The sequence below is a fragment of the Candidatus Blochmannia americanus (nom. nud.) genome (assembly GCF_059934915.1).
The window spans coordinates 280,692-305,104 of record NZ_CP011792.1; the positions used below are offsets into that span (position 1 = coordinate 280,692).

Genomic DNA, 24,413 nt, shown 5'->3' on the forward strand with positions numbered 1-24,413 from the left:
TCATAATACTCCTATTAAATATACCTCGGTAAATACACATATCCATATAATATCGATAAAATGCCAAAATAAGCTTAAACATTGTAGTCGTATGTGGTTGACGTGTGTTAATCCTTCATACACAATGTGGATAATCATTACTGCCATCCAAATGAGACCCGCTATTACGTGTAGACCGTGAGTCCCAACTAAAGTAAAAAATGAAGAAAGAAACGCACTTTGGCATGGATTATTTCCTGATTTAATTAAATGGTAAAATTCATAACTTTCCATACCAATAAAACATAGTCCTAATAAGAAAGTTATTCCTATCCAAATATTTACTTGTTTTGTACATGATTTTTCTGTATATATCATAACTTTACCGTAAGTAAGACTACTTAATAATAAACAAAAAGTTTCTATGAAGACAAACGGTAATTCAAATATGTCCTTACCTGAAGAAAAATCTGCTGTATTGTTATGTAATACTGAATATATTGCAAATAAACTTGCAAATAAAATACAATCACTCATTAGGTATAACCAAAAACCAAATATTGTTTTTGTATTCAAATTATTATGTTGATGTGTTGTTAACATATTCAATTTCTTTAATTTTATCTACTGGTACATAATATTCTGTATCATCATTAAATGTGTGGATAATCCAAGTTGCTATTATTCCAAACATACTGACAATAACAAGCCACCATATATACCAAATCATACCAAATCCAAATGCTAAACTGAAAAAAGATATCAAAATGCCAGAATAAGTATTTTTAGGCATATGTATAGATTGATATTGATTAAGATAAGAGTATATATTTTTGTTGTTTTCTACATACCAAAAAACATCACGATCATCGCTGATTATAGGAATAATCGCAAAATTGTAAAACGGCGGAGGAGAAAAGACAGCCCATTCTAAAGTAGATCCATTCCATGGATTTCCAGTTAAATCTTTATATTCATTGCGATTTATAATACTGATTGTTATTTGGATACATTGACAGATGATACCCAATCCGATTAAGATAGTACCTATCGAAGCTGTTATTAACATTGATGCAAATATCGAATCAATGTTTTGGCTTAATCGACGAGTCATGCCCATGAAACCTAAAATATACAATGGCATAAATGCCACATAAAATCCAATGATCCAAAACCAAAAAGCGCGTTTCCCCCATTGTTCGTTTAAAACATAACCAAAAGCTTTAGGAAACCAATAGGTGGCACCAGCAAAACAACCAAATAATACACCTCCAATGATAACATTGTGGAAATGAGCGATCAGAAATAAACTGTTATGTAATACGAAGTCAGCTCCAGGTACTGCTAATAATACCCCGGTCATCCCTCCGATGGAAAACGTAATGATAAATCCAATGGTCCACAGCATCGAGGAGTTAAAAATAATTTTTCCTCGATACATGGTAAATAACCAGTTAAAGACTTTGACTCCAGTTGGAATAGCGATTATCATAGTCATGATACCAAAAAATGCATTAACATTGGCACCCGCTCCCATAGTAAAAAAATGATGCAGCCATACGCAAAAAGACAATACGGTAATAGCGATAGTAGCCCATACCAAAGAAGTATATCCAAATAATTTCTTTTGTGAAAAAGTGGAAACAATTTCTGAGAATACACCGAATACAGGTAATACTAAAATATATACCTCCGGATGGCCCCAAGCCCAGAATAAATTTATGTACATCATCATATTTCCACCCAAATCGTTAGTAAAAAAATGGGTTCCCAGATAACGATCTAATGTTAATAGGGCAACAGTAACCGTTAAAATCGGAAACGCTGCAATGATTAATGTATTTGTACATAAAGCGGTCCAAGTAAAAACTGGCATTTTCATCATTGATAATCCTGGGGCTCGCATATATAAAATTGTAGTAAAAAAATTTATACCAGTTAAAGTAGTGCCTATTCCGGATATTTGTATACTCCATATCCAATAATCAACACCAACACCAGGACTGTATTCTTTACTGGATAATGGAGGGTACCCCGCCCACCCTGTTTGAGCAAATTCTCCTATTCCTAACGAAAGATTAATTAAAATTACACCTACCATAAACAACCAAAAACTTAGAGAATTCAAAAAAGGAAAAGCGACATCTCTTGCTCCAATTTGTAATGGAACCACTAAATTCATTAATCCCACCACAAATGGAGTAGCCATAAATATAATCATGATTACTCCATGAGCAGTAATTACTTGGTTATAATGATGAGCTGAAAGGAATTCATATGATCCAGAAGAAGATAAAGCTTGTTGCGCTCTCATCATGATTGCATCAGCAAATCCACGTAAAAACATGATACATGAGACTACAATATACATGATGCCGATTTTTTTATGATCTACAGAAGTAAACCATTCATCCCAAAGATATTGCCATTTATTATAATATGTAATGATACCAATAAGCATGATTCCAATAAAAATAATTACGATGATCGTAGACATAATCACTGGATCTTCATATGGAATAGAATGTGTTGTTAGTTTTCCAAACATCACTTTATTATCCTTATATATTTATAATATTTATCAAAAACAATCATACTTATATTAAAACTATAAATTACAAGTTAAACATGTTTTCTTTTTTGATGTGTAAATTTACTAATTACATTATAAAACAGGTTAGGTTGTACGCTAGAAAAATAGATTACTGGGTCATGTTCACTGGGTTGAGCTAATTCTTCATATATTGACATATTATTAAGGTGATAAGATGATTGTTGAGCTTTTTGTATCCATTGCTCAAATTCTTTTTCAGTGTGTGTAGAAACAACAGTAAATTTCATGCCAGAGAATCCTTGACCACTAAAATTAGACGAAATACCTTTGTACTGACCTGCTACGTTGGCTATTAAATGTAGTTCTGTGCGCATTCCAGCCATTGCATAAATTTGTCCGCCTAATTGAGGAATAAAAAAAGAATTCATGACTGAATTAGAAGTGACGTTAAATTTTATTGGCGTATATGCTGGAAAAACAAGTTCATTAATAACTGCTATATTTTGTTTTGGATAGATAAATAGCCATTTCCAATCCAATGATATAACATCAATAATTATTGGTTGCGCAACAGAAGATACAATAGGTTTTTTAGGGTCTAATTTATGAGTGGAATTCCAAGTTAAAGTCCCTAAAAAAATAATTATTACAATAGGAACAGACCATACTATAAATTCTATTTTTTTAGAATTTGTCCAATTAGGACTATATTGTATGTTTTTCGGGTTAGATGCTCTATATTTGATGACAAAAAAAATTGTCATCAAAATTACTGGAACAACTATGCTGAGCATTAGACTGAATGCGGTCAATATCAGTGAACGTTCTTCTATTCCAATTTGACCTTTAGGATGTAACAAAACCAAATCGCTGCATCCATTTAATAAGGTTGCTACACCACACAGTAATAATGAAATATACATCTTTTTATATTTACATGCGCTGAATTTCATGCAACAAATGTTAATACAAGTATAAATTTTAAGTTTTTGAATTGAGCGTCCTATCTCAAACTTCCATCGGTGTGAATAGATTAACATATATCTAAAAAATATTCATAATTATTATTTCTTAATAAATCCTAAATATAGTTAGTATATTCATGTCAAAATCAGTTCTATTTCATAATATGGGATAGAATTGAATATATAATTGTTTTGATGGTTTATTGACATATTTGTGCTGCAAGATGTAATTGATTCTGATTTTTTATATTAAATAATTTAAAATGAATGATTTAGTGTATTATTTGTATGCTTATGTAATTAATACAATATCATGATATTAATGTTTACAACATTATTGAAAACTCGGCAAATTAACAATTGATAGAATATGATTAGGATATGAATAATTATTATTAGATACATATATAATCTTGTATATTTTATTGCTGTTTTAATCTATAAAATTAAGAGAAATAAATTAGATGCACGTAGTTACTGAAAATGTTAAAGGTTTATATAGATAGTGTTGTTGTCATTCTGTTTTAAAATGTTTCGCATGCAACATATTATGTCAGATTGCTTGATATACTTTTCTAAAACTATATATATTCATGAATTTTGCATTGGAAAGTGCTTATTGCTTTTTGTCAATTAAAATTGTAGAGCGATTCTTTGTCCAAAAGTAATGACAACATTGCTGAATTACAATTTTTTGAATTTTATTACCAAAAAAATAAATTTGGTCCGTACACTAACATATATATCTGCGTAATAGTAAATTTCATATATACTATCATGGCAGCGGTATATCTACATATAGCGCTGAAAAGGAAATAATATCATAAATTAAAAACTATGAGTAATAGAGATCACTGAAAATTATATTGATATAATAGATTTTGAAAAGATACACAATACATAATTTTAATTTATGTGCATAAATTGAAATGCAGCAGTGGTCCCAATTAGTATTGGGATGTTGTTGTAATAATTTTTAGAAGTAACTAAATTTTATGTAATTAAAAAAAGAGCTGATCGTAGGAAATTATTTTCATATGGGGATAGTGTTTTATGCGATTATCATATAGAATATTTTAAAGTAAGGTGTATAGATATTGCTATTATTTTAAAAAAGTAGAATTTTGAGGTTTCTAAAATTTAATTAGTATTACATCGAATGCTTTAATTTACACAATAACACAGCAATAGAAATGTGCACATAAAAATTAATGAATATATTTAATACAATTACAATAATATTATTATAAATAAAATCATATATACCATTATAAATGGTATATTATTATAATAATAGTGTTGCTTTTCTTGTTACGTTAATAACGTATGTAGTCAAAAATTTACAACAACAAGTTAAGAAAACGTATAATATCAGTATAACATCCAGATTATAATCATTACCTTTATTTTAATAAAAATTTGATTTTGCAGACTAGTGAACATTATGTGCAAGTTGATTATTATTTAGAGTAATTATTTGGAGAATAAACTGATATTGATGATTTTTATTTTATAAATTATCTAATATATTAGGTATATTTTTTATTATAAAAATAATATGATCGTTATGGAATTTATTTAAAATCTTATTTTAGAGAAGCCAGTCACTAATTTTATTCTAGATTAAATAAAAATTATTGATAAAAACTACATTTGATGAATTAATATATTGTAATTAAATTGCTGTGTATTAGAAATGTTAAATTATAAAGAATATTATTATAAATAATAAATACTTTTTATTTTATTCAATTTTGTTCAATTAACAATTGAACGATTGTTATCAATTTACAATATTTTTAGCATATATTTATTGCATACAACAATCAGTTTATATATTTATATATGATAAAATAAGTTATTCATATTAAAACTTTCTATTATGACTCCTAAATGGCTGACTGATAATGAATTGCTAGAAGATTATAACTTCAAGTAATTACTGTAACTAATTAAATATGATTATTAAATTTAGTTTGAAATTTTTTAAAAATTGTATTATATCAGGGTTTACATCACACTTTTTATGTGATTGATATATAATTAAAGAGGATATAGTGCACGTTATGCAATGTTCAAATAACTTTAAAGCGCCTTATTATCATCGTATGGTGGTGGTTCCAACAGTAATAGAGCAGACAATGCGCGGAGATCGTGTATACGATATATTTTCGTTATTACTAAAAGAAAGAATTATTTTTATGACAGGTATGATTGAAGATAATGTGGCTAATTTGATCGTTGCGCAGATGATGTTTTTGGAATCAGAAAATTCAGAAAAAGACATCCATTTGTACATTAATTCTCCGGGAGGAGTGATAACTGCAGGAATGTCGATATACGATACTATACAATTTATAAAACCTGATGTTAGTACATTTTGCATGGGGCAAGCTGCATCTATGAGTGCTTTTTTGTTAGCCTCTGGTGCTAAAGGTAAACGATTTTGTTTACCAAATGCTCGAATAATGATCCATCAACCATTAGGATTTTTTCAGGGACAAGCTACTGATATTGCTATTCATGCCAGGGAAATATTAAAAATTAAAAGCAATATAAATAAACTTATGGCGCAACATACAGGACAATCTATAGATATAATCAGTAAAGATACAGAACGAGATTGTTTTTTATCTGCTGATGAAGCTATGAAATATGGATTGGTAGATTGTGTATTATCTAAACGAATATAAATGCAGGTCACTGTTTTTTGTTATGATCATTATTTGTAGTCTAATCTATATATGAATTTATGATTTGTTTCTAAAGAGTTTTGTAGTTTGTTTTGTATTGATTAAGCGTAAAAGGAAGGATATGAGACTGTGAACGATAATCATCGAAATCATTCAAAAAATACGTTGTATTGTTCGTTTTGTGGAAAAGACCAGAATCAAGTATTAAAATTAATTGCTGGATTATCAGCCCATATTTGCGATACATGTGTTGGTTTATGTAAGGATATAATTAATCAAGAGCTTAAAGATAAAATTATTAACGAAAAATTAGTTGCATTTCCTACACCTTATGAAATTAAGAATTATTTGGATGATTATGTGATTGGACAAGAACATACTAAAAAAGTACTTGCAGTAGCAGTATATAATCATTATAAACGTTTACGTAGTGAAAAAATATATATAAACAATGGTAGTACAGAATTATTGAAAAGTAATATTTTATTGATCGGTCCTACAGGAAGTGGTAAAACGTTATTAGCAGAAACATTAGCGCGTTTCCTTAATGTACCATTTTCTATATCAGATGCTACTACTTTAACAGAAGCGGGATATGTAGGGGAGGATGTAGAAAACATTGTGCAAAAATTATTGCAACGGTGTAGTTATGACGTGAATAAAGCACAACATGGTATTATTTATATAGATGAGATAGACAAAATTTCCAGAAAATCAGAAAATCCTTCTATTACTCGAGATGTATCTGGAGAAGGGGTGCAACAAGCTTTACTGAAGTTGATCGAGGGTACTACAGCTGCTGTGCCTCCACAAGGAGGTCGTAAACACCCGCAGCAAGAGTTTATACAAGTGGATACTACTAATATTCTTTTTATTTGTGGAGGTACTTTTTTTGGTTTGAATCAACTCATACAACAACGTATTAGTAGTAATAAACGTAAAATTGGGTTTCGGGTTTTAGAAAATAACAATATAACACAAAATGATGCGTGTTCATTATTAACACAAATTGAACCAGAAGATTTAATTAAATTTGGTTTAATTCCTGAGTTTGTTGGTCGACTCCCAATAATTTCTACTTTGGATGAACTGGGGGAGAAAGAATTAATTAAAATCTTAACAGAACCAAAAAATGCTTTGATAAAACAATATGAAATACTATTCCATATAGATGGAGTAAAATTAGAATTTTCTGAACCATCATTGATCGCTATTGCTAAAAATGCTATAAAAAGAAAAATTGGCGCCCGTGGACTCCGGGCGATTTTAGAGAATATGTTATTAGATATAATGTATGAATTACCTTCTCAAAGTAATATAGATAGAGTCATAATTGACGAATCAGTAGTGTTTGGATACTCAAAACCACTATTAATCTATAGCAAACATAAATTAGCTCAATCCTAGGTAGTAGTAGATTAAAATTTTATTTAGTAAGGCATGTAGTACTTGTCGTAAATTGAGAATAATTTATAATAAACCATTTAATTATATGAATGTAGATGTAGAATTTTAAAAAATACATGTGAAGTTGTTAATTATCAATGATAAAACATTATATAACTGTGATTATTTATTAGATTGCAAGTTACAATAATGTATTCTTGCAATAGAATAAGACTCTAGCAATTAATTATCTGTGTATTTAAAATTTTTTCCGAATAGAAAAATTTTCATTTCTTTTTCAAGAATTGAACGATCTGCAATATTTATCATATTTAGTTTGTTTTCATTTATTAAAATAGTTTGTTTGTCTTTCCATAGCATCCATGCAATTTTAGAAATATTTTTATAAATATATTTCCCTAATATTCCTGGATAACATGGGGCATCTAATCCTTCAGCATATTTTTTTAAAAAAACACAATAAATTATTTTGGACATTATTAGCAATCTCTCATTAAAAAAAATTATTTTATAAGCATTTGAGCTCTTTAATATTTTAATTATGTTATGGTTGTAATCTTTGCAATATTATGGAAATTGGTTTAGGCAGTCCAATAATTGGGGGATTCATCAAATCATACCAGACTCCATTTTTTTTGTAATTTAATTTTTTGCTTACATTAATCAATATGGGTTTCATTTCTAAATTAATATTGCTTAATTTATGTTTTAAAGTAGATAAGTTGATACGTGGATTATCATGGATATTGTAATATAATAACCATGTATTTAACATTTTAAGGTTGGAAAATTCAGGAAAACAAAACAACCCTTTCCATATTCCTTGAGATGATCGTCTTTCAAGCCATATCATTTTCATTTGATATTGTTGTAGCAATAAAATTAATAACCAGATAGTTTTGGTAAATAATTTTTTTTGAGGTTTTTTCTTAGGATATTGGTGAACACGTTGAGTTAAGAAAGCACGACAACTTTCTTGAAGAGGGCAGTTTTTGCAGACTGGACATGCGTGAGTGCATATTAATCTCCCAAGATCCATCATAGCTTGATTAAAAATTGCTATTTTTACATCAGGAAGTAGTTGTTTGCTTAACGACCATAGTGTGTTATTTATTTGAGATTTGTTTTCTGATAAATAATAATCAAGAGTATAGTATCTAATTAGTATTCGTTTGATATTACCATCAAGAATAGGATAACGTTGATTTAATGTTAATGATAATATGGCTCCTGCAGTAGATTTTCCAATACCAGGAAAAGAAACAAGTATGTCAAAATCTTTTGGAAAACTACCGAAATAATGATCTACGATAATTTTAGCTGTTTTATGTAGATTTATAGCTCGCGTATAATACCCTAGCCCGCTCCATAAAAATAATACTTCGTCTAATTTTGCTTCTGCTAACTGTTGAATTGTTGGAAATTTTGCGATAAATCGTTTATAATATGCAACTACAGTTTTTACTTGTGTTTGTTGTAGCATGATTTCAGATAACCAAGTAGTATACATTGTTTTATTTAGTTGCCACGGTAAATCTTGTGTTTTATGTTTTTGATACCAAAGTAATATTTTTTTTGAAAAAATCAAATCTTTAGTCATATGATTTATGTACTATTTAAAATATAATTAAACGTAATTTGTATGTTTGTGTTATTAATTTGAATTCTTATTAAAAAAATTTTTAAAATTTAAAAATGATTTAATTTCATGATAAATATCATCCGATGTATTTTAAAAAGTAATTATAGACACTTTAATAAAAATAAAGTTTGAATCTAATTTAATAACCAGTATTCCTATTAGGACAAATTTAATAATCATATTACTTAATAATTACTAAAAACATGGTATTCGTATATCAATGTGTGTGCAGCGATAGTTAATAATTATATATATTTTTTATAAAAATTGTTGGTTATTATCGTAGATATTTATTATAACGAACGCAAATACTAAATTTATTAATGTGGCGTGTGTTGATTGATGCGCAACTAATATAAAGATTGATGTATATTAGTCTTTATAATTCTTAGTTTATTTTATTTATACTGATATTTATTTGAAGGGTAATATACGTAACAAAAATATATTTCTTTAAATATTACTTGTTTCATAATATTAAAATTTACCATATTATATATATGATATAAACTTATTGTATAAATAATACAATATAGTTTTTTAGTTGTAATTAAATTATATAAAAATTAATAAAATTAAATGAAAACGAATGTATTATTATTTTCATGTAATGAATATTTTTTTAGATTTTGTGATTTTATTATTATTTAAAAATTACATTTACTAAAAATGATAATTAGCGCATAGAATCGAAAAATTAATATGTTATGTTTAATCACTTTAATTAACCATATTGATGGTTAAAAACTGGTTAATATTTTTTACAAAAATTTATATATATATATATATATTCCTGCTATTCGTTTAAAAATACAATATATTTTTATTGTATTTTTAAACGTTATTATTTACGATATATTTCATAATGTACAATAAAAAAAATGATTGTTAAAATTTTTATAAATGATGTTATTAATGTAGTTAATGTATGACGGTATACTTAATTATTATTTTTTTTATTTGCATTTATATAGAGGTATTATTTCTTATATTTAAGCCTGATTTAACCAACTTTTTAAAATTACTCCAGCTGCAAGCGCATCGATTTTGATATTTTGTTTAGCGCATGAATAATTATAATAATGTTTAACATAATCTAAACGTGCCTCACTTGTACTAAAACGTTCATCATGCATTTTAACTGTAACAGCAGGAATTTGTTCTTTTAGTTGTTTAGCAAATCTTTTTGCTAAAATAGTAATAGGTTGTTCACTGCCATCTGTATTTAAAGGTAACCCCACTACCAATATCATTGGTTTCCACATATGATAAATATTCTGTATATGGATCCAATTAGGCATACCAGATCTCGACTGTAACACAGTGAGAGGACGTACGGTATAGGTCAATTTTTGACCAACAGCTACCCCTATGTATTTAGTACCAAAATCAAAACCTATAATAATGTTAATATTAGACATTATGCATGACCTGTCTGATTAGTGATATTACAATTACAAATATCGATGCCTAATATTTTCGCAGCTGCGCGCCAACGAGCAATAATAGGAGTATGAAATAAAATTGTTTCATTAGCAGGAGCAGTAAGCCAAGTATTTTCCATCAGTTCATGCTCCAATTGACCTTTAGACCAACCGGAGTAACCAAGAGCTACCAATACATCTTTTGGTTGATTAGGGGTTCCTAAAGTTTCTAAGATGTCTTTAGATGTGGTAATCATAGCTTCTGAAGAAATATTAACACTAGATCCAAAACCTTTTTTGGGGGTGTGTAAAATAAAACCTCGGTCATCCAATAAGGGCCCTCCTGAAAATACTGGATTGTCTAACTTAATAGCTGGATCTCGTATGGGAGATACAACTTTCAGGTTATTTAATATAGTTTCTACCGTACATTGCTCAATTAATTTGTTAATGACAATACCCATAGCACCTGTATCGTTATGCTCACAAATATATACCACTGATTGCTTAAACAATGGATCTCGTAACGTAGGCATAGCTATTAGAAAATGGTTTTGTAAATTTGTTATCTCATGTGTTAGCATAAATTATTTTATCAATCTATTTATTAAAAATACAAAGTTGAAAATCATAGTGAATTATTTTTTTCAATAACCCAGACTTTTATTAGTAATTATTATTACTAATTATTTTTTGCACAAACTTCAATTTACTTTAAGTATTAAGATACTATAAAATCATTATAAAAAGATCTACATATTCTTATTAAATTAACATTTACAATTAATAAATTTTATTTATCTTTTAATTGGGTTTACGATATTTGAAAATCAAAAAAATCAATAATTGATTATATAATTTATTGAAATATAGATTTCAGAGTAACATGTGTTTATATTTTTATTTTAAAAATATTTTGATTAATTATAATGAATATATAAAATATTTAAAGTAATAATCAACATATAAGCACATGGCATGTAATATACTGATATATTGCAAATTACTAATATAAATTTCCAAAGTCAGTCAACTATATGCGATCCAATTTTATTAACCGTATTTTTTATATTTATTACATATTGATTATTTTTATTTAAAAACTATATATATTTTATATAGCAATTATTTTTTTCATAAAAAACATATACATATTGTATATTTACAATTTATTATTGATTTATAATAATTTTGTTTTTCTATGTACCCATTCATCAATTGATCGCATATGACACATTACTAATGTTATTGTATTCTAATTATCAAATAAACGTGTAAAATATCACGCAGATGTAAATTTTAAACCAGCTGCATCACGAAGTAGCTCTGCTTTATCAACCTTTTCCCAAGGAAAACATTCTCGACCAAAATGTCCATAAACAGCCGTTTCTTTATAAATTGGTTGTAATAAATCTAACATAGTGATTAAAGCATAGGGACGAAAATCAAAAAAGTTATTTATTAATTTCATTAAAATATCATGTGAGGTTTTTTCCGTGCCAAAAGTGTCAATACTAATAGAAATAGGAGTTGGTACGCCAATTGCATACGATACTTGAAGTTCGCAACGATCTGCTAACCCAGCTGCTACAATGTTTTTTGCAACATATCTTGCCCCGTAAGCAGCTGACCGATCTACTTTGGATGGATCTTTTCCAGAGAAAGATCCGCCACCATGCCGAGCCATGCCCCCATAAGTATCCACAATAATTTTTCTTCCAGTTAGACCGCAATCGCTAATGGGTCCTCCAATAACAAAACGCCCGCCGGGATTAACAAGAAATTTGGTATCATTAGATAACCATTTTTTAGGTAATACTGGTTTAATAATTTCTTCCATAACAGCTTCTTTTAAATCTGTTAATTTTATATCATAAGTATGTTGAATAGACAACACAACTGCAGTAATGCCAACTATCTTTCCGTTTTCATACGCAACAGTGACTTGACTTTTAGCATCTAATCCTAGCCAAGGCAGTGCTCCGTTTTTTCTCATTTGGGATTTTCTTTTAATTAAACGATGTGCATATGTTATCGGAGCAGGCATTAAAACATTAGTTTCATTAGTAGCGTATCCGAACATTAATCCCTGATCGCCAGCTCCTTGCTCTAACGGGTCGCTATGATTAATACTATGTTGAATCTCCGAAGATTGTTTGTTAATTATACTCAATACCGCGCAAGAATTAGCATCAAATCCCATGTCTGAATGAATATAACCAATATCACGAATGGTATTTCTAGCAATTTCTTCCATATTTACCCAAGCAGTAGTAGTAATTTCTCCACCCATTAATACTATACCTGTCTTAATGTAAGTTTCGCAGGCAACACGAGCTCTTGGATCTTGAGATAAAATGGAATCTAATACAGCATCAGAAATTTGGTCTGCAATTTTATCTGGGTGCCCTGCTGATACAGATTCAGATGTAAATAAATATTGCGACATTTGTTATATCCTTTGTAGTACAAAGTTTAAAACTTGTGATTAGTATATCTAGTATAGATATAGCACATAATATTTGGTTAACCATATGCATGAAATTATCTTATATGGTTGATAAGATACTACAATTTCTTTTTTACATCTAATAATAATTTAAATATTATTAAATTTACAAATATTAGATGTTGATGCAGTATATATGTTATTTATATAAAAGTATCATATTAATTTATTTTTATATATCTATTCATTTTTATTGTTTGTGATGCGTTATCATTGATTTATTAGAATAATTAAAAAATGATTTTTTCAATATTATTTTGTAGATAAATCACCAAATTTTGATAGATATTTAATGCGTATGCAAACTAACATTTTATTTATTATTTTATAATAAGATATCCATGTTTTTTAAAAAAGATTGAATTAAAAATGCGTAAAAACAAATCTTATTTATAAAATAATCATTATAATCTATTGTGTAGATTTAATCATGTATTTTAGTGCAGATTAGTTAGAGTATAATTTTAAAATTTTTAATTTGTAAAGTTTATTTGATATCAGATGTTATATGAAGACTATATAAAAAAATTTAAAAATATTAATTTCTATAAATGTTTTATTTAATTTTTACTTAAACTATATTCTATATATAATAGGTGGAGTTATAATATTAATTTGGCAAGGGAACTACATGCACACTTTAAATTATAAAAATGATAACTCTTTATTTTCAAATGCTTTTGGGTTTTTGCGATTTCCATTAGAATTTGATCCGTATAATAGTAATAGTGATTGGGTCATTACCGGAGTTCCTTTTGACATGGCTACTTCTGGGCGACCAGGAAGTAGATTTGGCCCCATTGCTATTCGACAAGCATCTATTAATTTAGCTTGGGAACGTTTTCGTTGGCCTTGGGGGTTTGATGTACGCAAAAATTTACATGTAGTTGACTGTGGAGATTTAGTGTACGACTCTGGAAATATACAAGACTTTATAAGATCTTTAAAAAATCATGCTGAGAATTTATTAGCTTCTGGAAAAAAAATGTTATCATTTGGGGGTGATCATTATATTACCTTACCTATATTACGTGCATATGCGAAAATTTATGGAAGAATGGCAATGATACATTTTGATGCACATACAGATGATTATGATAGTAACAGCAAATATGATCATGGTGTTATTATATTGCATGCATTTAACGAAGGATTAATAGATCCTGCGCATTTAATACAAATTGGTATTCGAACTGAATATAAGAATAATTTTGGATGCACAGTATTAGATATGGAGTATGTTAATGAAACTAGCATAGACATTATTATAAATAAAATAACGTCAATTGTTAAATCTCTTCCAATATATTTAACTTTTGATATTGATTGTTTAGATCCATCTATAGCGCCTGGTACTGGCACACCAGTAGTTGGAGGGCTATCCAGTTATCGTGCGTTGCAATTAATACGAGGGTTTTGTAAATTAAACATTATAGGTATTGATTTAGTAGAGGTAGCTCCAGTTTACGATTGCGCGCAAATTACGGCTTTAGTGGCTGCTACACTAGGATTAGAAATGCTTTGTACTCAAGTAAATTTAAAGAGGAGTTAAAAATTGCTTTCATATGTTATTTATTACTTAAATGTTTTAATAAATCATACAAAGGCATTACATCGAATTGCAGGATGACGCCGTATTTTCAATACCTGATGCGAGCATCAGGTTAATATTATAATGAAAATATTCATTTGAATGACTATATGATTATAAAACTAAATTTATAAATGATTTATAATATAGACTGTATTAATTGAACCAGCAGCCTTATATTTTCTATAAGACATTACATATTTTCTTATATAAATGTTAATATCACCGGTGTGTCGTAGATGCTTATAGTATATTAATTTTTTAGAGTTTTTCATATTATTCATTAATTGATAAAAACTTAAATTTATTTAAAAAATATATTATCGTTTTAGTTATCAACTAATAAAATAAACTATTGAGCACGATGTATAGGAAAATAAAAGATATCCTTAATTATTAATATATAATTTCTATATCGTTTCACGCAAAAGGTTGTCCATATGACTATGATCAAAATGAGTGATTTGAACCTAATAGATAAACGCATTTTAATTCGTTCTGATTTAAATGTGCCTATTAAAAATGGAATTATTACTTCTAATAGAAAAATTCACGCATCATTACCTACTATTGAATTAGCTTTGAAACAAAGCAAACATGTTATGGTAACTTCTCATTTGGGTCGACCAACGGAAGGCGATTATGATGTGAAATTTTCTTTACAACCTGTGGTTGAATATTTAAAAAAACAATTAATTCATTGCAATATCAAGACAGTACGACTGGTTAAAGATTATTTAGAAGGAGTAAATTGCGCAAACGGAGAATTATTAGTTTTAGAAAACGTACGGTTTAATAAAGGAGAAAAAAAAGATGATGAGATATTATCAAAAAAATATGCTATGTTATGTGATGTATTTATTATGGATGCATTCGGTAGTGCTCATCGCACACAGGCTTCCACGCATGGTATAGGTAAATTTGTTGCTTCAGCTTGTTCTGGACTCTTGCTACAAAAGGAATTAGAAGCTTTAGGCAAGGCATTACATAATCCTATGAGACCAATGGTTGCGATAGTTGGCGGATCTAAGGTATCCACTAAATTGACCGTTTTAGATTCCTTGTCAAAGATTGCAGATTATCTTATAGTAGGAGGAGGTATTGCGAATACTTTTTTAGCAGCTCAAGGCAAAAAAGTAGGTCGATCTTTGTATGAAGAAGAACTTATACCTACAGCAAAGCGTCTTTTAGAGGATTGTGATATACCTATTCTTACTGATGTAAGAGTAAGTACGGAATTTTCTGAAACTGCCCAAGTAACTATGAAAGCTGTAGTCGATATTAAGGATGATGAACAAATTCTTGATTTAGGTGATGAGTCAATTGCTCGAATGTTAGATATTTTAAATTGTGCTAAAACTATTCTTTGGAACGGTCCTATTGGAGTATTTGAATTTCCAAATTTTAGAAAAGGTACAGAGATGATATCTCATGCTATTGCTAAAAGTAATGCGTTTTCTATTGTTGGAGGCGGTGATACTTTAATGGCTATTGATTTATTTAATATTTCTGATCAAATTTCTTATATTTCTACCGGAGGAGGTGCTTTTTTAGAATTTATTGAAGGCAAAACTTTTCCATCGATAAAAATGCTTGAAAAATGTGCTTTGAATCATTAGAAGTGTGCGCGTTATGAATTCACAAGCACTGTGTATGAAGATATATAGGACATGCATTCAAATAATTTTTATATAAATAAATGTATTTATTGATAAATCAAAGAGAATAGATGAATAAGATCCTTAACTCCATAAAACCAGGGGTGGTTACTGGAAATGATGTACAGAAGATGTTTGCTTTTGCAAAAAAAAACAATTTTGCTTTACCAGCAGTAAACTGTATAGGTATGGATTCAATTAATGCCGCATTAGAAGCGGCAGCTAATATGAGGTCTCCAATTATTTTACAGTTTTCCGAAAAAGGATCTGCTTTTATGGCAGGATACGGTTTATCTAATGATAGAGCTAGTTATTCTGCTGCAGTATTAGGAGCTATCTCTGGCAGTTTACATGTACATCATATTTCTAGTCACTATGGTATTCCTGTTATTTTACACACTGATCATTGTACTAAAAAAAATTTACCTTGGATCAATGCTTTATTAGATGTAGGTACAAAGCATTTTTCTGAAACTGGTAATCCATTGTTTTCATCTCATATGATAGATTTATCTGAAGAATCCCTAAAGGAAAATATAGAAATTAGCTCAAAATATTTAAGTCGTATGGATAAATTAAATATGACTTTAGAAATAGAGTTAGGTTGCACTGGAGGGGAAGAAGATGGTATTGATCATTATCATCTAGATCATGCGCTTTTATATACTAACCCAGAAGATATAGCTTATGCTTATGAAAAGTTTCATCTTATCAGCCCGCGTTTCATCATAGCCGCATCATTTGGAAATGTACATGGTGTATATAAGCCAGGAAATGTACGATTAGATCCTCAGATTCTACAGAAATCACAAAAATATGTTTCTGATAAATTTGGATTACCTGATAATTTTTTAAATTTAGTATTTCATGGGGGATCTGGATCTACAGCAGAAGAAATTAAAGAAGCTATTAGTTACGGTGTCGTAAAAATGAACATTGACACTGATATACAGTGGGCGACTTGGGAAGGAATTTTAAAATATTATCAAAATAATAAAAATTATCTTCAAAGCCAATTAGGTAATCCATATGGAAATGAGCAACCAAATAAAAGATTTTATGACCCGCGCGTCTGGATTCGTGCGGGTCAAAAGTCAATGATTAAGTATTTAGAGAATATATTTGCTATCTTAAATGCTGTTAATATTTTGTAAAATGATTATTTCTCCTAAAATAATTTCTAATACATTTAGATGAAATTTGTATACCAATAAAAAATCAGAATTATATTAAGCTAAAATTTGATGCGATATTATTATCATATTTGTAAATAGATTTAATTTAAATTTTTAATTTGTATTGTAAAATATGTTGTGCATAGCATAGTGTACTACGCTATGCAATTATAATAATTATCTTAATGTGTGCTTTTAATTTTTCATGAGGTATTATTTTAATTTATATAAAATAAAAATTATTATCAAGCATCAACAGTGATAGATCAAAATTAATATGCACTAAATATATTATATATATCGTGTATAGGTGCAATATGGTAATGGATGAATTAAAAAAATCAGTAGGTTGGGCGGCTTTAAAATATGTTCAGTCTAGCGGAGTTATAGGAATCGGAACGGGTTCTACTGTTACATATTTTATTGAAGCATTAAACAGTATAAAAGAAAAAATAGAAGGTGTGGTTTCTAGTTCAAATCACTCATCCAATCAATTAAAAAAATTAGGTATTCCTCTATATAATCTTAATAGTTTACACGAATTAGATGTATATGTTGATAGCGCAGATGAAATTGATATGCATATGCAAATGATTAAGGGGGGGGGTGGAGCTTTAACTAAAGAAAAAATTATTGCTGCTGCCGCTAAAAAATTTATTTGTATAGTTGATAGCAGTAAGCAAGTAGATATATTAGGACGAGGACCATTGCCTGTGGAAGTAATTCCTATGGCCCGATCGTTAGTAGCAAGAGAATTAATTCGTTTAGGTGGTTTACCGGAATATCGGCAGAATGTAATTACTGATAATGGTAACAGTATTTTAGATGTATATAATATGAAGATTATACATGCATCGTCATTAGAATCAAAAATTAATAATATTCCAGGAGTAGTAAGTGTTGGTATATTTGCGCAAAGACGAGCAGATATAGTATTAATTGGGACAAAGGAAGGTATTAAAATAATTAAGTAATTATTTTAATATGTTATCGAACAAAGTTGAATGTAAATTCATGTAAAAATCAAAAAATTTTTAAAATTTATAGTTTATCAATATAAATATGTGTATTTTTTTAGCCTGATTATTATAAGAAAAGTCTGATATTACATGGTAATCAGTAAACATTAGTTTTTGAAAATTATAACATTGTTATTTGTATATCAAAAGATATGATCTATTCATTAGAACTAAAATATTAAACAATCAAATGGTAAGATGGGGTGATAATTTCTGGTAATGTTATATCCCATGTTTCTATAGGAAGTAATTGAGTAGGTATTTTTTGAAAATCATATGCTAGGCCTATAGGTACATAACTACCTTGATGTTTCCAATTTTGTAAAGTTTTATCATAAAAACCCCTACCCATACCTAATCGATTGCCATAGGTATCAAATGCAACTAATGGGACAAATATAACATCTAGTTTTTCCATGGGGATCATAGAACTAACATCCTGTTTAGGTTCATATACATTTAGACGATTACATATAAGAGGCGTTGAAAATGTGTATTGCGAAAATAATAAACATTCTGATCCCGAATCAGAATAAGGCAGTATTGGTAAATATACTTGTTTGTTCATAAGTAATAAAGTTCGTATGAGCAAGTTGGTATTTATTTCTCCGTCAAAAGCAATAAATATAGCTACATGTGTTGATGTATATATATGATTTATAGTCATAATTTTATTAGTGATTAATTGGGCTGCTATATATTGTTCTTGAAATGTTACAGAACGACGTATAGTGCGCATATACGTGCGAATAGATTTTCTGTACGATTTTTTATCATTGATATGCATATCAATATACCGTTGGATTAATATAACTTATCTGTGCTTTATTATAATACTCAAATAACATTGAATTATGAGGTTATACCTTATTATTATGGCCAATGATTTTATCATTGTTTAACGTATCCTAAATGTAATACGCTAGAATAATAAGTCTTCTATACGTGTTTAGAACATTCCAGCGATTTGTTAGTGTGCTCGGTAATATGGGTGTGTGCAATTAAAGCTTTGTCGATCGTTTGTTGTAATAATAAAATATGTTGCTTAATGTTAGCTGCGTATTCGCGTGTTTTTAATTTTTCTTGAGTTAATTCATGGCATATATTTAAAGCAACTATAAATACCAATTGTTCAGCATTAGTTACTCTTGTTCTGATTTTTAAATCTTGTAGACGTTGGGTTAAATCTTCTACTGCTTTATTTAACGCATCTTTTTGTTGAGACGGACAATTGATCCGTAACGTTCGACCAAAAATTTGAATATCTATTGGTTGTTCAGGCATATCTCTTTCCTGGTGTTTTAATGATTTATATTTTCAGTGATTATACTGCATCATGATAAATACTATATAATTATATATTACAGAAAAAAGTTTTATTTTGTAAATAAATATTTAATTAAAAAATAATAAGAATTACGTAATTTTTACATGCATTCAGTAACTAATGATGATTATTAAATTTTTAAAAATATTTAAATATAATCTTTTATATAGAAAATAAAAATTAATGTGTGTTAAGCGCAATAAAATTCAAAAATTGAGTATTTTAAAAACTTTATAAAATAGTTTAGTTTATATAGGTTATATATAAATTATGATATCATCTATTTAGATTATTATTTCAACAGATGAATTCAAGAAAAACACTTAATATATATACTACAATATATTAAAGGAGCTATGTAATTGTTGTTATTATGAATAATTTATTAGAACTTTGTTGTAGATTTAAATTTATTATTCATAAGACTTATATCATATATTTATATCATAATATATGTTATGTGATTTTTATATCATCGATTTATGGTTTAAATATATGATATATTACACTAAATTAGTATTATTTTAAATTCAATTTAATGTGTAATATTAGTAATAAATAGTGCATTTTTTATCAAAATATTTAACATAAATATATATGATGTGTTTATATTGTAAAGTTAACTGAACAATATCTTGTATTTAAACAATGTATTAATTATATTACATGATATTTATGTTTAGAGTTGTTTGTTTTTATATACGGTAATATTATGTGTTTTAGTGTAATACCTAAAATACATTATAGATTATGCACAATATATATAGCAATTAATATTGCTCAGATTAAACATGATTATGTTGATTTACATACTATATAATTTTGTTCATATACAAATTTTGTGTTTATATATTTATTTAGATAAGAAATTATGTCTATTATTATAAATGGCGGAGGGATGACAGGCGCAATATTAGCGTTAATGTTATCCAAATTGACTAAAGGAGATTTAGAAATATCCTTAATAGAACAACATTCTCCTGTTTGTTATGATAAAAGATTATCTTTAGATATATATCCTCCTCATGTAATAGCTTTATCCCGAGGTGCTTATTATGAATTGATACGAATTAATATGGATTCAATTTTATCTTCTTGCGCTACTATTATAAAACAAGTAGAGATTAGCGAATATCATAGGTTAAATAAAATATTCATTAATGCTCAAGATTATCAATTGTCAGAATTAGGTTATGTTATTGAATCAAATATTTTTAGAAAGAAGTTATTTGATTTATTATATGATAAATCCACTGTAACTGTATATTGCCCTGCAGCTTTAAAAAAAATTAAACGTGAAAAAAAAAAGAACATAATTATTTTAAACAATGGTCATCAAATAGTTTCAAAATTAATGGTTGCAGCAGATGGCGCTCATTCAATGCTAGCTACTCATTGCGGTATGCAATGGGTTAGATGGGATTATCAACAAATTGCTGTAGTTTCTAAAATTACTACTGAAATACCTCATTGTGGAAGGGCTTTTGAAAAATTTACAGAACATGGACCATTAGCTATATTGCCCATGTCTAATAATTTTAGTTTTTTAATTTGGTGTATTTCTAATGAACAACAAAAAGAAGTATCTACATGGAATAAGTGTAAATTTTCTCAAAAATTACAAAATATATTTGGATGGAAATTAGGAAAAATTTTAAATATAGAAAAGCGATATTTCTACAATCTTTGGTTAACACGCGCGCGGAGCCACATTAGTCATAGATTGGCATTAGTTGGAAATGCAGCGCAAAATTTACATCCTATTGCTGGGCAAGGATTTAATCTTGGATTACGTGATGTTGTAGTGTTATCAAAAATAATTACACAAGCATTATATCAAAATCTAGACATTGGAGAGTATTCTGTGTTAAATACATATCAGAAACTTAGGGATTTTGATCAATATAGAACTATTAAAATTACCGATGGATTAGTACGATTATTTAGTAATCATTATTTACCGTTAAGTATTGTTCGTAATATGGGTTTATTTTTTGTTAGCCACAGTACCTGTTTACAACGTCTTTTAGTAAATGAGATATTAAATTGGAAAACAGATTAAATTTTACTTAAATGTATAACGATATGGAAAGTTTTGATCTATTAATTGTAAATCAAGGAATTTCCGGACTAGCATTAGCCTGTGGATTAAGCGATTGTTTCCGTATTGCAATCATAGAACGTAAGATACATTCGAATATTTCTGAAACAGATCAATGGGATATTGATATATCTTTAATTAATATAACTAGCTCAAAAATACTGCAGTATTTGAAAATTTGGAACCAAAACATATCGCATTTTTCTATTTTATTACACAAATTAGAAATTTTTAAAAAGAATAATACAAAAAAAACTGTTTTTAATTCTGGTTATTTAGGATATCCTGAATTAGGATATATTATAGACAGTTGTTTAATATATCAAGCTTTAATTGATCGTGCACGGAAGTCGAGAAATATTATATTTATAGATTCACATTCACTCGATACAATAAATTATCATGAAGACGCAGCATTTATTACAGTAAATAATAATTATACATTTCAAGCTAAATTAGTAATAGGCGCTGATGGAATTAATTCTTGGGTAAGAGATGCTGCAAATATTTCTTTAATATTTAGAGACACTGAATATTATGGATTAGCTACTATTATTCATACCGAACAAAATCATAAAAATACTCTTCGTTGTGTTATTCATAACGATGGTTTATTAATATTGTTGCCATTAAAAATGGTACATCTTTCTGTTGTTTTTTGGTTATTACCGCCAGATATAGCTAAAAAATATTTATATGTTTCTACTTCCACCCAATCTATTAATTCAGATTTAATTGAAATCTGCAGTATACTTGGTCATTGTGTTATATGTGATAATATAAGGTATAAAATTTTTTTATTAAGGATGCAGTATGCGCATAATTTTACAAATCACCGTTTAGTATTGCTAGGGAACGCTGCATATGCCATATGTCCTTTATTTTTTCAAAATATCAATTCAGATCTGATAGATGCAGCAGTTTTATTACATCATTTGAGGCAACTAAAGGAAAACAACAAAGATATTGGATGCTATGCTTATTTAAAATATTATGAGCGCAACAGAAAATATAGAATCACTAAAAATGCTATGAATATCCCATATATTCATATGTTACTTTATAATAAAAATTACTTTTTTAAATATGTGCAATATTTTATTTTTTATCTTATCAACACTGCGCCTAACTTAAAAATACATATATTACACCGAATTATGGGTTTAGATGATATGCCAAAATGGTTATTACAAGATCATTATGATTAAATAGAAACGTTATAACGTTTAAAAATTATTTCAATTTATTAAGTATCAATAACAATAAAAATGAAGCTATTATTGGTTTGTATATTTGTAATTCTTAACTCCGAAGATTCTAAAACAGATCTATTTAATACTACTTGCATCCATATATTATTTTTTTTAATTTGACAAGATTTTAAAACAATACCAATATTTTTCCAATATTGATTATTGATTTTTAATTCTACTTGATCGCCAGCTGCAGGTAATTTGATATCATGCTTATCATCAATGATGGTACCGATTAACCGAAACAATGCTTGTTTATTACGCCCACGGTATTGAATACGCGCAATAGATTCTTGTCCAATATAACAACCTTTATCAAAACTAATACCTTGTAATGTATCCATATTGACAGCTTGAGGGATAAATACCTCACTAGTTATTGGCTCAATAATCGGATAACCTGCTTCTATATCTAATAATATCCATTGACGACTATCATTAAATTGTATATAAGGTTGTAATTTAATCAACAAGCGATCTAATGTTGATTTTTTATTAATAATTAACAGAAATCGTTCTGTTGGAGAGTTCAAATGAAGAAAAGTGATTTCTTCATCATGAACTATTGTGTGCGTTTTGTTTGGTAGAACTGAAAAAAGCGTGCTTAAATAATTTCTTGCATTTATTCCAGCAATTCCAATAAGTATTGCATTATAATCAGGAGCGATAGTGACGTTAGAAAACACCATATATTTTTTCATTTCAAAAATTTGTTTTTCACATACATTTCTCCGCTCGATGAATCCCATTTCTTGGTTGTTAAGATGGAAAACATACATATTACTGAGCATTTTTCCTTTTGGATTGCAATGTGCTGCAAAACTATGTTTATGTTTATCTAAATTTTTAATATCACAAGTAAGTTGATCGTGTAGATATTGTATAACATCCTGACCATATAATTTGACTAATGTCCATTCCTCTAAGGAGATGAGCGTTAGTGGTAAATCTTGTGAAGGTATAGGAGACTGTCCTGAAAAAATTATACGAGGCAACATCATATTTTTCCTTGTAAGTAAAATAACCTTAAATCAATATTGCATAATATATTTTAAGTAATCTTATTAATTGAATATTTTTAAATACTTCGATACAACAAGATTATATTATTGTTAT

Annotated in this window: 19 protein-coding genes; 8 read left to right on the plus strand and 11 right to left on the minus strand. The window is 28.1% G+C overall.

The genetic code is table 11. The annotated features are described in order from the left end of the window. The 3 genes from cyoC to cyoA form a co-directional block, all read right to left on the minus strand. Complete coding sequence (cyoC, locus tag Bamer462_RS01250) at positions 1-582, minus strand: cytochrome o ubiquinol oxidase subunit III (protein WP_500837890.1); 582 nt, start codon at positions 580-582, stop codon at positions 1-3. Further along, positions 560-2,527, minus strand: a complete 1,968-nt coding sequence (gene cyoB / locus Bamer462_RS01255) for a cytochrome o ubiquinol oxidase subunit I (RefSeq protein ID WP_500837891.1) — start codon at positions 2,525-2,527, stop codon at positions 560-562. The genes cyoC and cyoB overlap by 23 nt, the downstream gene beginning before the upstream one ends. A gap of 74 nt (positions 2,528-2,601) precedes the next feature. Continuing rightward, positions 2,602-3,486 carry a ubiquinol oxidase subunit II gene (gene cyoA, locus Bamer462_RS01260; protein ID WP_500837979.1) on the minus strand — a complete coding sequence of 295 codons (885 nt, stop codon included), beginning with the start codon at positions 3,484-3,486 and terminating at the stop codon, positions 2,602-2,604. Between the two features lie 2,120 nt (positions 3,487-5,606). Here cyoA and clpP point away from each other — a divergent pair. Both clpP and clpX read left to right on the plus strand, forming a co-directional pair. After that, positions 5,607-6,191, plus strand: a complete 585-nt coding sequence (gene clpP, locus Bamer462_RS01265; RefSeq protein ID WP_500837980.1) for an ATP-dependent Clp endopeptidase proteolytic subunit ClpP — start codon at positions 5,607-5,609, stop codon at positions 6,189-6,191. A gap of 129 nt (positions 6,192-6,320) precedes the next feature. Then, a complete protein-coding gene (gene clpX, locus Bamer462_RS01270) occupies positions 6,321-7,598 on the plus strand; it encodes an ATP-dependent Clp protease ATP-binding subunit ClpX (RefSeq protein WP_500837892.1) in 1,278 nt (425 codons plus the stop codon). A gap of 222 nt (positions 7,599-7,820) precedes the next feature. Here clpX and Bamer462_RS01275 read toward each other — a convergent pair whose 3' ends face one another. The 5 genes from Bamer462_RS01275 to metK form a co-directional block, all read right to left on the minus strand. Then, the gene (locus Bamer462_RS01275) at positions 7,821-8,075 is read right to left on the minus strand and encodes an oxidative damage protection protein (protein WP_500837893.1); all 255 of its coding nucleotides are present in this window, start codon (positions 8,073-8,075) and stop codon (positions 7,821-7,823) included. 67 nt (positions 8,076-8,142) lie between these two features. Further along, complete coding sequence (gene mutY, locus Bamer462_RS01280) at positions 8,143-9,198, minus strand: A/G-specific adenine glycosylase (RefSeq protein ID WP_500837894.1); 1,056 nt, start codon at positions 9,196-9,198, stop codon at positions 8,143-8,145. Between the two features lie 1,034 nt (positions 9,199-10,232). Next, complete coding sequence (ruvX, locus tag Bamer462_RS01285; RefSeq protein WP_500837895.1) at positions 10,233-10,661, minus strand: Holliday junction resolvase RuvX; 429 nt, start codon at positions 10,659-10,661, stop codon at positions 10,233-10,235. Continuing rightward, entirely contained in the window at positions 10,661-11,248 is a 588-nt protein-coding gene (locus tag Bamer462_RS01290; RefSeq protein WP_500837896.1) for a YqgE/AlgH family protein, read from the minus strand. Before Bamer462_RS01290 ends, ruvX begins: the two co-directional genes overlap by 1 nt. A 698-nt stretch (positions 11,249-11,946) precedes the next feature. Beyond that, positions 11,947-13,113: a methionine adenosyltransferase gene (gene metK, locus Bamer462_RS01295; protein WP_500837897.1), complete on the minus strand. Its 1,167-nt coding sequence runs from the start codon at positions 13,111-13,113 to the stop codon at positions 11,947-11,949. Between the two features lie 691 nt (positions 13,114-13,804). Between metK and speB the strand changes: the two genes are divergently transcribed. The 4 genes from speB to rpiA all read left to right on the plus strand — a co-directional run bounded on the left by speB (position 13,805) and on the right by rpiA (position 18,571). Next, on the plus strand, positions 13,805-14,725 hold the full coding sequence (speB, locus tag Bamer462_RS01300) for an agmatinase (protein ID WP_500837898.1): 921 nt from the start codon (positions 13,805-13,807) through the stop codon (positions 14,723-14,725). Positions 14,726-15,204: 479 nt separating this feature from the next. Further along, positions 15,205-16,383, plus strand: a complete 1,179-nt coding sequence (locus Bamer462_RS01305) for a phosphoglycerate kinase (protein ID WP_500837899.1) — start codon at positions 15,205-15,207, stop codon at positions 16,381-16,383. 110 nt (positions 16,384-16,493) lie between these two features. Next, positions 16,494-17,576, plus strand: a complete 1,083-nt coding sequence (gene fbaA / locus Bamer462_RS01310; RefSeq protein ID WP_500837900.1) for a class II fructose-bisphosphate aldolase — start codon at positions 16,494-16,496, stop codon at positions 17,574-17,576. A gap of 338 nt (positions 17,577-17,914) precedes the next feature. After that, entirely contained in the window at positions 17,915-18,571 is a 657-nt protein-coding gene (rpiA, locus tag Bamer462_RS01315; RefSeq protein WP_500837901.1) for a ribose-5-phosphate isomerase RpiA, read from the plus strand. Between the two features lie 223 nt (positions 18,572-18,794). On the opposite strand, the gene Bamer462_RS01320 is transcribed toward rpiA, so the two are convergent. Next, positions 18,795-19,403 carry a 5-formyltetrahydrofolate cyclo-ligase gene (locus tag Bamer462_RS01320; RefSeq protein WP_500837902.1) on the minus strand — a complete coding sequence of 203 codons (609 nt, stop codon included), beginning with the start codon at positions 19,401-19,403 and terminating at the stop codon, positions 18,795-18,797. A gap of 152 nt (positions 19,404-19,555) precedes the next feature. Beyond that, entirely contained in the window at positions 19,556-19,900 is a 345-nt protein-coding gene (gene zapA / locus Bamer462_RS01325) for a cell division protein ZapA (protein WP_500837903.1), read from the minus strand. 914 nt (positions 19,901-20,814) lie between these two features. Here zapA and ubiH point away from each other — a divergent pair. Then, positions 20,815-22,005, plus strand: coding sequence for a 2-octaprenyl-6-methoxyphenyl hydroxylase (ubiH, locus tag Bamer462_RS01330; protein ID WP_500837904.1), 1,191 nt, complete (start codon positions 20,815-20,817; stop codon positions 22,003-22,005). Positions 22,006-22,016: 11 nt separating this feature from the next. Further along, the gene (locus Bamer462_RS01335) at positions 22,017-23,252 is read left to right on the plus strand and encodes an FAD-dependent monooxygenase (RefSeq protein ID WP_500837905.1); all 1,236 of its coding nucleotides are present in this window, start codon (positions 22,017-22,019) and stop codon (positions 23,250-23,252) included. A 38-nt stretch (positions 23,253-23,290) separates the two neighbouring features. Here the strand turns inward: Bamer462_RS01335 and ygfZ are convergent, their stop codons facing one another. After that, positions 23,291-24,295 carry a tRNA-modifying protein YgfZ gene (gene ygfZ, locus Bamer462_RS01340; RefSeq protein WP_500837906.1) on the minus strand — a complete coding sequence of 335 codons (1,005 nt, stop codon included), beginning with the start codon at positions 24,293-24,295 and terminating at the stop codon, positions 23,291-23,293. Positions 24,296-24,413 lie beyond the last annotated feature (118 nt).